The sequence below is a fragment of the Enterobacter sp. FUJ80071 genome (assembly GCF_038739915.1).
In the GTDB taxonomy this organism is placed as follows: domain Bacteria; phylum Pseudomonadota; class Gammaproteobacteria; order Enterobacterales; family Enterobacteriaceae; genus Enterobacter; species Enterobacter kobei.
The window spans coordinates 2,490,656-2,504,858 of the sequence record NZ_JBBXKH010000001.1; the positions used below are offsets into that span (position 1 = coordinate 2,490,656).

Consider the following 14,203-nt stretch of genomic DNA (forward strand, 5'->3'; position numbering starts at 1 on the left):
CATGCGATATCTGAGCAAGGATGAACGGCGGGAAGCAATCTTACAGGCCGCCATGCGCGTGGCGCTCGCCGAGGGGCTGGCGGCGATGACGGTGCGGCGCATTGCGACTGAAGCGGGCGTCGCTACCGGGCAGGTGCATCACCACTTTGCCTCCGGCGGTGAGTTGAAATCGCTGGCATTCGTTCGCCTGATCCGCGAACTATTAGATGCCGACGTAGCGGATGAACGTGCCACCTGGCGGGAACGGTTGCACAGCATGCTCGGCAGCGACGACGGTAAGTTTGAGCCTTATATCCGACTGTGGCGGGAAGCGCAAATTCTCGCCAGCCGGGATCCCGAGATCAAAGCGGCTTATGTCCTGACCATGGAGATGTGGCATCACGAGACGGTGGTTATTATCCGTGCCGGGGCGGAAGCAAGGGCATTCACACTCACCGATCGGGCGGAAAATATTGCCTGGCGTTTGATAGGGCTGGTTTGCGGCCTGGATGGGATCACCGTATTAAATATGCCGGAAATGGACGATGCGGCGCTAAATAAACATCTCGACAAACTTATCACGCTGGAATTGTTTTAATACTCCTTCCGGAGTATTAATTCCCGCAACACTTACAATTGGTAACATATTAAGCGCTCCGCAATTTCCATTCTCACCTCAGGGGCGCGCTTTTTTATCTATCCTTTCAGATGCATCCCAAAACATCCAATAAATCCAACAGCAAATTCTCACTCATCTTTTTGTTTTTACTTCTTTTTTCTTTCCATTAAGGTAAGCAAGAGGGCGCTATGTCGCAACAAAGTGAAAAGAATAATCCGCATCTGTTGAGTAACTGGAAACCTGAAAACGCGCAATTCTGGGAGAATAAAGGAAAACATATCGCACGAAGAAATCTATGGATTTCTGTGGCTTGCCTGCTATTAGCGTTTTGCGTCTGGATGTTATTTAGCGCCATCGCCGTCAACCTGAATAAAGTCGGATTTAATTTCACCACCGATCAGCTTTTTATGCTAACAGCATTACCTTCTCTCTCCGGTGCGATATTGCGCGTCCCCTACTCGTTTATGGTACCGATATTCGGTGGGCGTTACTGGACGGTATTGAGTACCGTCATCCTGATTATCCCCTGCGTGTGGCTGGGAATTGCCATTCAAAACCCCGCGACGCCGTACTGGATCTTTATCATCATTGCCCTGCTCTGCGGTTTTGCTGGCGCTAACTTCGCATCGAGCATGGGCAACATCAGCTTTTTCTTCCCGAAATCCAGACAGGGCAGCGCGCTGGGCATCAACGGCGGGCTGGGCAACCTGGGCGTCAGCGTGATGCAGCTGGTTGCGCCGCTGGTCATTTTCCTCCCGATGTTCACCTTCCTCGGCGTGCATGGTGTGCCACAGGAGGATGGCTCGACGATGTGGCTGGCAAACGCGGCCTGGATCTGGGCCCCCCTCCTGCTGCTGGCAACCATTGCGGCGTTTTTTGGCATGAACGATATTGCCAGCTCAAAGGCCTCCATCGCCAGCCAGCTTCCGGTCCTGAAACGCTTTCACCTCTGGCTGCTAAGCCTGCTCTATCTGGCGACCTTCGGCTCATTTATCGGTTTCTCGGCGGGCTTTGCCATGCTGTCGAAAACCCAGTTTCCGGACGTGAACATCCTGCACCTCGCCTTCTTTGGTCCCCTGATCGGCGCGCTGGCCCGCTCGGCGGGCGGGATGATCTCCGACAAACTGGGCGGCGTGCGGGTGACGCTGATCAACTTCGTCTTTATGGCGATTTTTAGCGCCCTGATTTTCCTGACGCTTCCGGGCTCAGGTTCAGGCAGTTTCTTCGCCTTCTATCTGGTGTTTATGGGGCTGTTCCTCACTGCCGGACTGGGCAGCGGCTCCACCTTCCAGATGATCGCGATTATTTTCCGCCAAATTACCCTCGACCGCGTCAAAAAGCAGGGCGGCACGGACGAGCAGGCGCAGCATGAAGCGGTGACCGAAACAGCGGCCGCGCTGGGCTTTATCTCTGCCATCGGCGCCGTGGGCGGCTTCTTCATTCCCAAAGCGTTTGGTACCTCGCTGGCGATGACCGGATCGCCGGTCGGGGCCATGAAAGTGTTCCTCGTGTTTTACATCGTCTGTGTCCTTGTCACCTGGCTGGTGTACGGCCGCAAATCGTCACAAAAATAATAACGACCTCTTTGCCGGAGCGGGATGCAACCCCCTCCGGCCATGCTATCGAAGCAGGAGAAATGTCATGAGCAAACTGTTGGACCGCTTTCGTTACTTCAAAACTAAAGGCGACAGTTTCGCCGATGGGCACGGGCAGGTGTATCACACCAACCGCGACTGGGAAGACAGCTATCGTCAGCGCTGGCAGTTCGACAAGATTGTGCGCTCCACCCACGGCGTGAACTGTACCGGCTCCTGTAGCTGGAAGATTTATGTCAAAAATGGCCTGGTGACCTGGGAAACCCAGCAAACCGACTATCCACGCACCCGCCCTGACCTGCCCAACCACGAACCGCGCGGCTGCCCGCGTGGCGCAAGCTATTCCTGGTATCTCTACAGCGCCAACCGTCTCAAATACCCGCTGGTGCGCCGCAGGTTAATTGAACTCTGGCGAGAAGCGCTGGCGCAGCATACCGATCCGGTGCTGGCCTGGGATGCCATTCAGAACGATCCGCAGAAAGCGCAGAGCTACAGGAAAGCGCGCGGAAAAGGCGGTTTTATCCGCTCAAACTGGAAAGAGCTGAACCAGCTGATTGCCGCCGCCAACGTCTGGACCATCAAAAATTATGGCCCCGATCGCGTCGCCGGTTTTTCCCCTATCCCGGCGATGTCGATGGTCTCTTACGCCGCCGGGACCCGCTATCTCTCGCTGCTGGGCGGCACCTGCCTGAGCTTTTATGACTGGTACTGCGATCTGCCTCCGGCCTCCCCAATGACCTGGGGTGAGCAGACCGATGTGCCGGAATCAGCAGACTGGTATAACTCCAGCTACATCATTGCCTGGGGCTCGAACGTGCCGCAGACGCGTACCCCGGACGCCCACTTTTTCACTGAGGTGCGCTACAAAGGCACCAAAACCGTCGCCATTACGCCGGACTTCTCGGAAGTCGCGAAGCTGAGCGACCAGTGGCTGGCGCCTAAACAGGGCACCGACAGCGCTCTCGCCATGGCAATGGGCCATGTGATCCTTAAAGAGTTCCACCTCGATAACCCGAGCGACTACTTCCTCAACTACTGCCGCCGCTACACCGACATGCCGATGCTGGTCCTGCTGGACGAACAGGCCGATGGTCGCGTCGTACCGGGGCGGATGCTGCGGGCCTCAGACCTTGTCGACGGGCTGGGTGAAGCCAATAATCCTGAATGGAAAACGGTCGCCTTTGATATTGCCGGGAACCTGGTGGTGCCAAACGGTTCCATCGGCTTCCGCTGGGGAGAAAAAGGCAAATGGAACCTGGAGCCCCGGGCGGCAGGCCATGAAAGCGAGCTGACCCTCTCCCTGCTGATTACGCACGATAGCGTCGCAGATGTCGCCTTCCCCTACTTTGGCGGTAATGAGAACCCGCATTTTCGCAGCGTGAAGCAGGAGCCGGTGCTGACGCGCCGCGTGCCGAGCAAAACCCTGACGCTCGCCGACGGTCGCGAGAAACGGGTGGTCAGCGTTTACGATCTGGTGCTGGCGAACTACGGCCTCGATCGTGGTCTGCAGGACAGTAACGCCGCAGACAGCTATGACCAGATCAAAGCCTACACTCCCGCCTGGGGAGAGCAGATCACCGGCGTACCCGCGTATCTGATTGAAAAAATCGCCCGCGAGTTTGCCGACACGGCGCACAAAACGCACGGGCGGTCGATGATTATCCTCGGTGCCGGGGTGAATCACTGGTACCACATGGACATGAACTACCGCGGGATGATCAACATGCTGGTCTTCTGCGGCTGCGTCGGGCAGAGCGGTGGCGGCTGGTCGCACTATGTGGGCCAGGAGAAACTGCGTCCGCAAACCGGCTGGCTGCCGCTGGCCTTTGCGCTGGACTGGAACCGCCCGCCACGTCAGATGAACAGCACGTCATTCTTTTACAACCACGCCAGCCAGTGGCGCTATGAGAAGCTGACCGCGCAGGAGCTCCTCTCCCCGCTGGCCGATGCCACCCAATTTACCGGGCACCTGATCGACTTCAACGTTCGCGCCGAGCGCATGGGCTGGTTGCCCTCGGCGCCGCAGCTCAACCTGAACCCGTTGCACATTAAGGCACGTGCCGATGCGGCGGGCATGACGCCGCAGGACTACACCGTTCAGGGGCTAAAATCGGGTGACGTTCGCTTCGCCTGCGAGCAACCCGATAACGGCAAGAACCACCCGCGTAACCTGTTTGTCTGGCGCTCTAACCTTCTTGGCTCGTCCGGGAAAGGTCACGAGTACATGCTGAAATACCTGCTCGGCACCGAGAGCGGCATTCAGGGTGAAGATTTGGGTTCCACAGACGACGTGAAGCCTGAAGAGGTCGAATGGCAAACCGCTGCCATCGAGGGCAAACTCGATCTGCTGGTGACGCTCGACTTCCGCATGTCCAGCACCTGTCTGTTCTCCGATATCGTCCTGCCGACTGCCACCTGGTACGAAAAAGACGATATGAATACCTCGGACATGCACCCGTTTATTCACCCGCTCTCCGCCGCCGTCGATCCGGCGTGGGAATCGCGCAGCGACTGGGAGATCTACAAAGGCATCGCCAGGGTCTTCTCCGAGGTGTGCGTCGGTCACCTGGGCACCGAAACCGACGTGGTTCTGCAACCGTTGCAGCACGACTCTCCGGCGGAACTCTCTCAGCCGTTTGATATCCAGGACTGGCGCAAAGGTGAATGCGATTTGATCCCCGGCAAAACCGCGCCAAACATTGCGGTCGTTGAGCGAAACTACCCGGAAACTTACGAGCGCTTTACGTCTCTTGGCCCCCTGATGGACAAGCTCGGTAACGGCGGAAAAGGCATATCGTGGAATACCCAGAACGAGGTCGATTTCCTCGGCAAGCTCAATTACGTCAAGCCCGACGGCCCGGCAAAAGGTCGTCCGCGGATTGAAACCGCCATTGACGCTTCAGAGGTGATCCTCGCCCTCGCGCCGGAAACCAACGGTCAGGTGGCGGTTAAGGCCTGGCAAGCGCTTGGGGAGTTGACCGGACGTGACCACACGCATCTGGCGCTGAACAAAGAAGACGAGAAAATTCGCTTCCGCGACATCCAGGCGCAGCCGCGCAAAATCATCTCCAGCCCAACCTGGTCCGGTCTTGAGAGCGAGCATGTCTCCTATAACGCGGGTTATACCAACGTTCATGAGCTAATCCCCTGGCGCACCCTTTCCGGTCGTCAGCAGTTGTATCAGGATCACCCGTGGATGCGTGCTTTCGGGGAGAGTCTGGTGGCCTACCGTCCGCCGATTGATACCCGTAGCGTGAGCCATATGCGCGAGATCCCGCCGAACGGCTTCCCGGAAAAAGCGCTTAACTTCCTGACGCCGCATCAGAAATGGGGCATTCACTCCACCTACAGCGAAAACCTCCTGATGCAGACCCTGTCGCGCGGCGGGCCGATTGTCTGGATAAGCGAAACCGACGCGCGTGAGCTGGGCATTGAGGACAACGACTGGATCGAAGCCTTTAACGCTAACGGCGCCCTCACCGCCCGCGCGGTAGTCAGCCAGCGCGTGCCGCCGGGCATGACCATGATGTACCACGCTCAGGAGCGCATTCTGAACATTCCGGGCTCTGAAGTGACCGGCCGGCGCGGGGGGATCCACAACTCCGTTACCCGCGTCTGCCCGAAACCGACGCACATGATCGGCGGCTATGCGCAGCTGGCGTACAGCTTTAACTATTACGGCACCGTCGGCTCGAACCGCGACGAATTCATCATGATCCGCAAAATGAAAAACATTAACTGGCTGGATGGCGAAGGTCGGGATCAGGTACAGGAGACGAAAAAATGAAAATACGCTCACAGGTTGGCATGGTTCTGAATCTCGATAAATGCATCGGCTGCCACACCTGCTCGGTCACCTGTAAGAACGTCTGGACCGGGCGTGAAGGCATGGAATATGCGTGGTTCAACAACGTCGAAACCAAGCCGGGCATTGGCTATCCAAAAAACTGGGAAGACCAGGATGAGTGGCAAGGCGGCTGGATCCGCGGGATCCACGGCAAACTGACCCCGCGTCTCGGCGGCAAAATGGGCGTTCTGTCGAAAATTTTCGCTAACCCTGTTCTGCCGCAAATTGACGATTACTATGAACCCTTCACCTTTGATTATCAGGACCTGCATCGCGCCCCGGAAGGGGATCATCTCCCTACCGCTCGCCCTCGCTCGCTGATTGACGGCAAGCGGATGGATAAAATCGTTTGGGGGCCTAACTGGGAGGAGCTGCTGGGCGGTGAGTTCGAAAAGCGCGCCCGCGACCGCAACTTTCAGAAGATCCAGAAGGAGATGTACGGCCAGTTTGAAAATACCTTCATGATGTACCTGCCGCGCCTGTGCGAGCACTGTCTGAACCCGAGCTGCGTCGCCACCTGCCCGAGCGGTGCCATCTACAAGCGCGAAGAGGACGGCATTGTGCTGATTGACCAGGACAAGTGCCGCGGCTGGCGTTTGTGCATCAGTGGTTGTCCGTACAAGAAAATCTACTTTAACTGGAAGAGCGGTAAATCCGAGAAATGCATCTTCTGCTACCCGCGCATTGAGTCCGGCCAGCCGACCGTTTGCTCAGAAACCTGCGTCGGGCGTATTCGCTATCTCGGCGTGCTGCTGTACGACGCGGACCGCATTGAAGAAGCGGCCAGCACCGAGCACGAAACCGATCTGTACGAACGTCAGTGCGACGTGTTCCTGAACCCGCACGATCCGGCGGTCATCGAAGAAGCGCTGAAACAGGGCATTCCGGCGAACGTCATTGAGGCAGCGCAAAAATCGCCTGTTTATAAAATGGCGATGGACTGGAAGCTGGCTCTGCCGCTGCACCCGGAATACCGCACCCTGCCGATGGTCTGGTACGTGCCACCGCTGTCACCGATTCAGTCCTACGCGGATGCCGGCGGCCTGCCGCAGAGTGATGGCGTACTGCCTGCTGTCGAAAGCCTGCGCATCCCGGTGCAGTATCTGGCAAATATGCTTAGCGCAGGTGACCCAGGCCCGGTGCTGCGTGCTCTGAAACGTATGATGGCGATGCGCCACTACAAACGCTCCCAGACCGTGGAAGGCGTGACCGATACTCGCGCCATCGAAGAAGTCGGCCTGACCGAAGCGCAGGTTGAGGAGATGTACCGCTATCTGGCTATTGCGAATTACGAAGATCGCTTCGTGATCCCCACCAGCCACCGTGAAATGGCGCGCGACGCGTTCCCGGAGAAAAACGGCTGCGGCTTCACCTTTGGTGACGGTTGCCACGGCTCCGACACCAAATTCAACCTCTTCAACAGCAGCCGCATCGATGCCATCAACATTACCGAGGTGCGCGAACATGGGGAGGGAGAATAATGCAGATCCTCAAGATCGTCGCGCTGCTGATTGAGTATCCCGATGACACGCTGTGGGAGAACCGTGATGAAGCGCTCTCGTTGATTGCGCAGGACGCGCCCATGCTGCTGCCGTTTGCCCGACAGCACCTGAGCGCCCCGCTGCTGGATAAACAGGCCGAGTGGTGTGAAGTGTTCGAACGCGGGCGCGCGACTTCGCTGCTGCTGTTCGAGCACGTTCACGCCGAATCCCGCGATCGCGGCCAGGCGATGGTTGACCTGATGAGTCAGTATGAAAAAGCGGGCCTGGTGCTGGACTGCCGTGAACTACCGGATTACCTGCCGCTCTATCTGGAATATCTCAGCATCGTAACCGACGACGAAGCGCGTGAGGGATTGCAGAACGTCGCGCCAATCCTCGCCCTGGTTGGCGGTCGTCTGAAACAGCGCGGCGTGGCGCATTATCAGCTGTTTGACGCCCTGCTCGCCCTCGCCGGAAGCCGCCTTTCAAGTGACAGTGTCACTCAACAGGTGTCAGGCGAGAAACGCGACGACACCCGCCAGGCGCTGGATGCCGTGTGGGAAGAGGAACAGGTGAAGTTTATCGAAGACAACGCCACATCGTGCGACAGCTCGCCGATGCAGCACTATCAACGACGCTTTAGCCAGGACGTCGCGCCGCAGTACGTGGACGTCAGTGCCGGAGGCCCAAAATGACACATTACCTGAACGTGTTTTTCTATGACATTTACCCCTACATCTGCGCCACCGTTTTTTTCCTCGGCAGCTGGCTGCGTTACGACTACGGGCAGTACACCTGGCGCGCCTCGTCGAGCCAGATGCTCAGCAAACGCGGTATGAACTGGGCTTCTAACCTGTTTCACATCGGGATCCTGGGGATTTTCTTCGGCCACCTGTTCGGCATGTTAACCCCGCACTGGATGTATGCCTGGTTTTTGCCCGTCGCGGTTAAACAGCAGTTGGCTATGATTGCGGGCGGGATTTGCGGCGTGCTGACACTCATCGGTGGGTCAATGCTGCTGATCCGCCGCCTGTTCAACCAGCGCGTGCGTGCAACGTCCACCACGCCGGATATCATCATCATGAGTATCCTGCTGATCCAGTGCATTCTTGGGCTGTCGACCATTCCGTTCTCCGCTCAGTATCCGGACGGAAGCGAGATGATGAAGCTGGTCGGCTGGGCACAGGGGATCGTGACGTTTAAGGGCGGCTCGTCGGAGATGTTAAGCGGCGTGGCACCGATCTTCCGCGTACATCTGGTGCTGGGAATGACGATCTTCCTTATCTTCCCGTTCACCCGCCTGGTCCACGTCTGGAGCGCGCCGTTTGAGTATTTTACCCGGCGGTATCAGGTGGTGAGATCGCGCCGCTGAATGTGTCGGGTGGCGGCTACGCCTTACCCGACCTACGTTCGAACCCTTCCAGGCCCGGTAAGGCGTAGCCGCCACCGGGCTATAAGGTCAGAACGGAGTGCTTCCGCTTATGATTGAAACAACTAACATCAGAACTAAAACCGCAATGATGAGACCAAAAGCCAGTAACGCCGCATGAAAAGCGATCGTGGCCCCGGAAAAAAAGAGTGCCCCACTCACGGTCCATTTGTTCTCTTTACGCAGGCCACTAATGAAAGCAAGTCCAAGCGACACGACAGACAACACTATTCCGCTGGCGATCAGTAACCGGTCGATATCTACTGGTTTCTTTTTCGTCTCAACGATCGGCTGCTCTCCTTTTAAACCAGCCATTATTCCTTTTTTTACTGCCGAAACCTTTTCAGCCACAACAACTTCAAGTGCTGTCGACTTTGAAGAAAACGGACCGAGGGTGAACTGAGCTAAGGAGAGAAGCAGCGCAATAACACCGAGCAACATTCCCACAGAACTAAATTTATTCCGAATCAAGATTTCCATATCAGTATGCCTTTTATGTTGTCGGGTGGCGGCGCCTCACCCGACCTACGTTCGAACCCATGTAGGCCCGGTAAGGCGTAGCCGCCACCGGGCTATTTTCCTGCCTGCGGATGCGTATCAAACCCCGCCATCACCGCCGTCAATTCTGCTAGTGTAAAGCCGTGCTTCGGATCGTCAACCCCAAGACCAAACCGCGACTGCATCAGCTGATACAGCGCCTCTGCATCCGGCAAATGGATCTGCTCCTCCACATGGCCATTCTGCCAGTGGGTGAAGTTGAAGTTGGTCAGCGTCAGCTTGCCGCCGTCCGGCAGATGGCGGCACATCAGCAGATGATGGCGGAAATGCGATTGCGGCCAGTGCGCCGACCAGAAGTTCCCCATAACATAATCACTGAAATATTGCGTCGTCAGGTCAAAGTGATACATCGACTGCCAGTGTTCATGATGGCGGAACTGCAGCACCCAGTCGTTCCCCTCGCTCAGCAGACGATACTGCCCGTGCGGCGTTTCCTGTTCTTCGTTAGCCAGCAGACGAATCGGCGCCGTCAGCGTCTGGCCGCCAAACCCAACGTCAGCAATCCAGCGTTCACCGTTAAGCTCGACCAGCAGCAGGCGGTGCGTACGCGGCGGCATCTGCGACGGATTCGCCAGGACCACGCGCCCGAGCACGCTGCGCACCGTAAACCCGACGTCACGCAAGACTCGCTCAAAAAGGCCGTTTTGCTCAAAGCAATATCCCCCACGGCGCGCGGTCACCAGTTTGTCCTCCAGACATTGATCTTCGAGATGAATTTCGCGCGGCAGGACGACATCAATATTTTCGAATGGAATGGCGCAGTTGTGGTGTAAATGCAGCGCGCGCAGGGTTTCGATATCTACCCGTGTGGGTTGCGTCCAGCCGATACGCGCGAAATAGCCAGTCAGAAATGGGGACATGCATCAGTTTCCTTTGAGGGTGATGTTCTGTTTATAAACTAATTTTGCGCATTCATTTTGATTTACGTGCTTTTTCGCCATACTCATCGTGTAGATGAGGAGATCCTATGAGCCACTTTCGCCCTGTTGAATTACGGCATGCCAGCCGCCTGCTGAACCACGGTCCTACCGTACTGATTACCAGTCGGGATGAATCTCTCGGCAGACGGAACGTGATGGCCGCCGCATGGTCAATGCCCGTGGAGTTTGAACCGCCGCGCATCGCTATCGTGGTGGACAAAAGTACCTGGTCGCGCGAGCTGATTGAGCGCAGCGGAAAGTTTGGGATTGTCATTCCCGGCGTAGCGGCGGCCAACTGGACTTACGCGGTCGGTAGCGTCAGCGGGCGCGACGAGGACAAATTCAACTGCTACGGCATTCCGGTCGTAAACGGCCCTGAACTCGGCCTGCCGGTTATCGAAGAAAAATGTCTGGCGTGGATGGAGTGCCGGTTATTACCCGTTACCTCCGCGGCGGAAAAATATGACACATTGTTTGGCGAAGTGGTGTCAGCGGCAGCAGATGAGCACGCGTTCGTCGCCGGACGCTGGCAGTTTGACGGGGATAAACGGAATACGCTGCATCATCTTGGGGCCGGGACGTTTGTGACGAGCGGGAAGATGGTGAAGGCTCTGGATTGAAAAACCCTCTCCCCATAAGAGAGAGGGTTGACGTACTACTTCGCGCGCTTCGAAATAATCTCATCCGCAACATTCCGCGGTGCTTCCGCAAAATGATGGAACTCCATCGTATACGTCGCGCGTCCCTGGGACATCGAGCGTAATGTCGTGGCGTAGCCAAACATCTCGGCCAGCGGCACGTCAGCGCGGATAATCTGGCTGCCGTACTGCTCTTCCATGCCCTGCACCATGCCGCGTCGGGAGGAGAGATCGCCCATGATGTTACCGGCGTACTCTTCCGGTGTTTCCACCTCCACGTGCATGATCGGCTCAAGAATCACCGGATCCGCCCTGCGAGCGCCCTCTTTGAAACCAAGGATTGCCGCCATGCGGAACGCCATCTCAGACGAGTCGACATCGTGGTACGAGCCAAACGTCAGCGTCGCTTTAACATCGACAACCGGATAGCCCGCCAGCACACCGCTGTTCATGGCCTCCCGCAGCCCTTTCTCAACGGACGGGATATACTCGCGTGGCACCACGCCGCCCTTGGTCGCATCCTCAAACGTAAAGCCACTGCCAGGTTCTGTTGGCTCCAGGCTCAGGACAACATGGCCATACTGCCCTTTACCACCGGACTGACGGACAAACTTACCTTCGATATCCTTCACCGCCTTACGCAGGGTTTCACGGTAGGTCACCTGTGGACGACCAATGTTCGCCTCGACGCCAAACTCACGCTTCATACGGTCGACGATAATCTCCAGGTGTAACTCACCCATTCCGGAAATAATGGTCTGACCGGACTCTTCGTCAGTATGCAGACGGAACGACGGATCTTCCGCTGCCAGACGCTGCAGCGCGATCCCCATTTTCTCCTGATCGCCTTTGGTTTTCGGCTCGATTGCCAGCGAGATAACCGGATCCGGGAACTCCATGCGTTCAAGCGTGATGACGGCGTTCGGGTCGGTCAGCGTATCACCGGTGGTCACGTCTTTCAGCCCAACGCAGGCCGCGATGTCCCCGGCGCGCAGTTCATCCACCTCGTGACGGTCGTTGGCGTGCATCAGCACGATACGCCCGATGCGCTCTTTTTTTCCTTTCACCGGGTTATAGACCGCATCACCTTTACGCAGCACGCCAGAGTAAACGCGGATAAAGGTCAGTTGCCCGACATACGGGTCGCTCATCAGCTTGAATGCCAGGGCGGAGAACGGCTCATCATCGCTCGGATGACGCTCCGCGTGCTGCCCTTTTTCATCCACGCCATCAATGGCCGGCACGTCCAGCGGGGACGGCATCAGCTCAATCACCGCATCAAGCATACGCTGCACGCCTTTGTTTTTGAACGCGCTGCCGCACAGCATCGGTTGGATTTCGCCAGAAATGGTGCGGATACGCAGGCCTTTAATCATGTCCGCTTCCGTCAGATCTCCCGTTTCAAGGTACTTATCCATCAGCTCATCGCTGGCTTCCGCCGCGGCTGAGACCATTTTTTCCCGCCATTCCTGGGCGGTACTGACGAGATCATCCGGCACGGGTGCATAGGTAAACACCATGCCCTGAGTGGCATCATCCCACAAAATGGTGCGCATCTTGATGAGATCCACCACGCCAGTGAAGTGCTCTTCCGCGCCAACCGGAATCACAATCGGCACCGGGTTGGCCTTCAGGCGTTCCTGCATCATCCGCACCACGCGGAAGAAATCTGCCCCCGGGCGGTCCATTTTGTTAACAAACGCAATGCGAGGAACTTTGTATTTGTTCGCCTGACGCCAGACGGTTTCCGACTGTGGCTGCACGCCACCCACGGAGTCATACACCATGACCGCGCCGTCGAGCACGCGCATGGAACGTTCGACCTCAATGGTGAAATCCACGTGCCCCGGGGTGTCGATGATGTTGATCCGGTGCGGTTCAAACCCTCTGTCCATGCCTGGCCAGAAGCAGCTGACCGCTGCGGAGGTAATCGTGATCCCGCGCTCTTGCTCCTGCGCCATCCAGTCAGTGGTTGCCGCGCCATCGTGTACTTCACCCAGCTTATGGCTCATCCCGGTATAAAACAGGATGCGCTCAGTGGTGGTTGTTTTACCGGCATCGATATGCGCGGAGATACCGATGTTGCGATAACGTTCGAGAGGGATGGGTCGGGGCATACTATTTCCTTAAGTCTTTCTGACTTGTCTGTGACGACCGGGATGGTCGTGTATTCGTTCGTTTGCTATAATAGTCCTATTGTACGAGTATTATCGAACTATTTTTTACGGGTTGACCTATTGTTGATATAGCTCAATCTGACGCCATACGCAGGAAAACGATGATCCCAAACCACCCTGAAACTGAACAAATACTGCTGGAAAATGTGCTGTTTGCCCTCGGCAACCCGCTCCGGCTGTCAATTATCCGCCGACTTGCCGACGGCGACGAACTCAGCTGTAACGCGCTGCGCCCGGAAGATGTGGTGAAATCCACCATGACCCACCACTGGCGCGTATTGCGGGACAGCGGCGTAATCTGGCAGCGTCCGCAGGGACGAGAAAACATGATTTCTTTGCGAAGAGACGATCTGGATACCCGTTTTCCAGGGCTGATGGAGATACTTTTGCAGGCTAAATGATAAGAGTACGTCTGGTTTAATGCCCCTTAAAAATTTAAGGGGCACACGGACAGCGAAGGGATTTATCTTACGTGCATACGATATTCAATCATCCCGCTTTTTTTCGCAATCCAGTCGTACAATCGTTGCGCGCGATAATTGGCTTCATGCGTATGCCAGTAAAGATGGCTGGCGTGATGTTTTCTTGCTTCTCTCTGCACATATTCTATTAACTGTTTGCCCGTGTGTTTGCCCCTTGCTGCATCGCTGACATATAAATCTTCGAGGTAGCAATAATCGCTCTCGGACCAGGTCGAACGGTGAAAAAGATAATGCGCAAACCCCACCACCTCTCCATTGCATCGTGCCACTACGCAGAATACTGGCTCAACGGGGCTGAAAAATCGTTGCCAGGTTCGTTCTGTCACTGCCCCGGATAGATCGACGTTGTAAAATTCCTGATATTTTCTCCATAGTGGCATCCAGCTTTCAAAATCACGTTCTTTAACTGCCTCAATGGTCACGCTCGTATTATTCATATTGCCTCTGTGCTTATCCCGTATTTGTTTCAGGAAGAGTG

At 56.4% G+C, this 14,203-nt stretch carries 12 protein-coding genes; 8 read left to right on the forward strand and 4 right to left on the reverse strand.

Annotated features, from left to right (window positions below; all coding sequences use genetic code 11):
- Position 1 precedes the first annotated feature (1 nt).
- The 6 genes from AAER43_RS12185 to narI all read left to right on the forward strand — a co-directional run bounded on the left by AAER43_RS12185 (position 2) and on the right by narI (position 8,893).
- The gene (locus AAER43_RS12185) at positions 2–577 is read left to right on the forward strand and encodes a TetR family transcriptional regulator (protein WP_014883918.1); all 576 of its coding nucleotides are present in this window, start codon (positions 2–4) and stop codon (positions 575–577) included.
- A 209-nt stretch (positions 578–786) separates the two neighbouring features.
- Entirely contained in the window at positions 787–2,172 is a 1,386-nt protein-coding gene (locus tag AAER43_RS12190; protein WP_014883919.1) for a NarK family nitrate/nitrite MFS transporter, read from the forward strand.
- A gap of 67 nt (positions 2,173–2,239) precedes the next feature.
- Positions 2,240–5,980 (forward strand): nitrate reductase subunit alpha, encoded by a 3,741-nt coding sequence (locus AAER43_RS12195; protein ID WP_032636431.1) that lies wholly within the window; start codon positions 2,240–2,242, stop codon positions 5,978–5,980.
- Positions 5,977–7,521, forward strand: a complete 1,545-nt coding sequence (gene narH, locus AAER43_RS12200; RefSeq protein ID WP_032636429.1) for a nitrate reductase subunit beta — start codon at positions 5,977–5,979, stop codon at positions 7,519–7,521. Before AAER43_RS12195 ends, narH begins: the two co-directional genes overlap by 4 nt.
- Positions 7,521–8,216 (forward strand): nitrate reductase molybdenum cofactor assembly chaperone, encoded by a 696-nt coding sequence (gene narW / locus AAER43_RS12205; protein ID WP_014883922.1) that lies wholly within the window; start codon positions 7,521–7,523, stop codon positions 8,214–8,216. The genes narH and narW overlap by 1 nt, the downstream gene beginning before the upstream one ends.
- On the forward strand, positions 8,213–8,893 hold the full coding sequence (gene narI, locus AAER43_RS12210) for a respiratory nitrate reductase subunit gamma (protein WP_014883923.1): 681 nt from the start codon (positions 8,213–8,215) through the stop codon (positions 8,891–8,893). The genes narW and narI overlap by 4 nt, the downstream gene beginning before the upstream one ends.
- An 87-nt stretch (positions 8,894–8,980) precedes the next feature.
- On the opposite strand, the gene AAER43_RS12215 is transcribed toward narI, so the two are convergent.
- Complete coding sequence (locus AAER43_RS12215; RefSeq protein WP_032636427.1) at positions 8,981–9,430, reverse strand: hypothetical protein; 450 nt, start codon at positions 9,428–9,430, stop codon at positions 8,981–8,983.
- A gap of 92 nt (positions 9,431–9,522) precedes the next feature.
- Positions 9,523–10,368 carry an N-hydroxyarylamine O-acetyltransferase gene (gene nhoA, locus AAER43_RS12220; protein WP_050862008.1) on the reverse strand — a complete coding sequence of 282 codons (846 nt, stop codon included), beginning with the start codon at positions 10,366–10,368 and terminating at the stop codon, positions 9,523–9,525.
- 107 nt (positions 10,369–10,475) lie between these two features.
- On the opposite strand from nhoA, the gene AAER43_RS12225 reads away from it, so the two are divergent.
- Positions 10,476–11,048: a flavin reductase family protein gene (locus AAER43_RS12225; RefSeq protein WP_050862007.1), complete on the forward strand. Its 573-nt coding sequence runs from the start codon at positions 10,476–10,478 to the stop codon at positions 11,046–11,048.
- Positions 11,049–11,083: 35 nt separating this feature from the next.
- Here AAER43_RS12225 and fusA read toward each other — a convergent pair whose 3' ends face one another.
- The gene (gene fusA, locus AAER43_RS12230) at positions 11,084–13,183 is read right to left on the reverse strand and encodes an elongation factor G (protein WP_032636425.1); all 2,100 of its coding nucleotides are present in this window, start codon (positions 13,181–13,183) and stop codon (positions 11,084–11,086) included.
- A 161-nt stretch (positions 13,184–13,344) separates the two neighbouring features.
- Here fusA and AAER43_RS12235 point away from each other — a divergent pair, with 161 nt between their 5' ends.
- Entirely contained in the window at positions 13,345–13,644 is a 300-nt protein-coding gene (locus AAER43_RS12235) for a helix-turn-helix domain-containing protein (RefSeq protein ID WP_014883928.1), read from the forward strand.
- Between the two features lie 62 nt (positions 13,645–13,706).
- Here the strand turns inward: AAER43_RS12235 and AAER43_RS12240 are convergent, their stop codons facing one another.
- On the reverse strand, positions 13,707–14,162 hold the full coding sequence (locus AAER43_RS12240) for a GNAT family N-acetyltransferase (RefSeq protein ID WP_023337343.1): 456 nt from the start codon (positions 14,160–14,162) through the stop codon (positions 13,707–13,709).
- Between the last annotated feature and the right edge of the window lie 41 nt (positions 14,163–14,203).

Excerpts from the sequence above, each read along its gene's own strand:
- fusA (WP_032636425.1), bottom strand. The coding sequence starts at position 13,183 with ATGCCCCGACCCATCCCTCTCGAACGTTATCGCAACATCGGTATCTCC.
- AAER43_RS12240 (WP_023337343.1), bottom strand. The coding sequence starts at position 14,162 with ATGAATAATACGAGCGTGACCATTGAGGCAGTTAAAGAACGTGATTTT.
- AAER43_RS12195 (WP_032636431.1), top strand. The coding sequence starts at position 2,240 with ATGAGCAAACTGTTGGACCGCTTTCGTTACTTCAAAACTAAAGGCGAC.
- AAER43_RS12190 (WP_014883919.1), top strand. The coding sequence starts at position 787 with ATGTCGCAACAAAGTGAAAAGAATAATCCGCATCTGTTGAGTAACTGG.
- AAER43_RS12215 (WP_032636427.1), bottom strand. The coding sequence starts at position 9,430 with ATGGAAATCTTGATTCGGAATAAATTTAGTTCTGTGGGAATGTTGCTC.
- narI (WP_014883923.1), top strand. The coding sequence starts at position 8,213 with ATGACACATTACCTGAACGTGTTTTTCTATGACATTTACCCCTACATC.
- AAER43_RS12225 (WP_050862007.1), top strand. The coding sequence starts at position 10,476 with ATGAGCCACTTTCGCCCTGTTGAATTACGGCATGCCAGCCGCCTGCTG.
- AAER43_RS12185 (WP_014883918.1), top strand. The coding sequence starts at position 2 with ATGCGATATCTGAGCAAGGATGAACGGCGGGAAGCAATCTTACAGGCC.
- narH (WP_032636429.1), top strand. The coding sequence starts at position 5,977 with ATGAAAATACGCTCACAGGTTGGCATGGTTCTGAATCTCGATAAATGC.
- AAER43_RS12235 (WP_014883928.1), top strand. The coding sequence starts at position 13,345 with ATGATCCCAAACCACCCTGAAACTGAACAAATACTGCTGGAAAATGTG.
- narW (WP_014883922.1), top strand. The coding sequence starts at position 7,521 with ATGCAGATCCTCAAGATCGTCGCGCTGCTGATTGAGTATCCCGATGAC.
- nhoA (WP_050862008.1), bottom strand. The coding sequence starts at position 10,368 with ATGTCCCCATTTCTGACTGGCTATTTCGCGCGTATCGGCTGGACGCAA.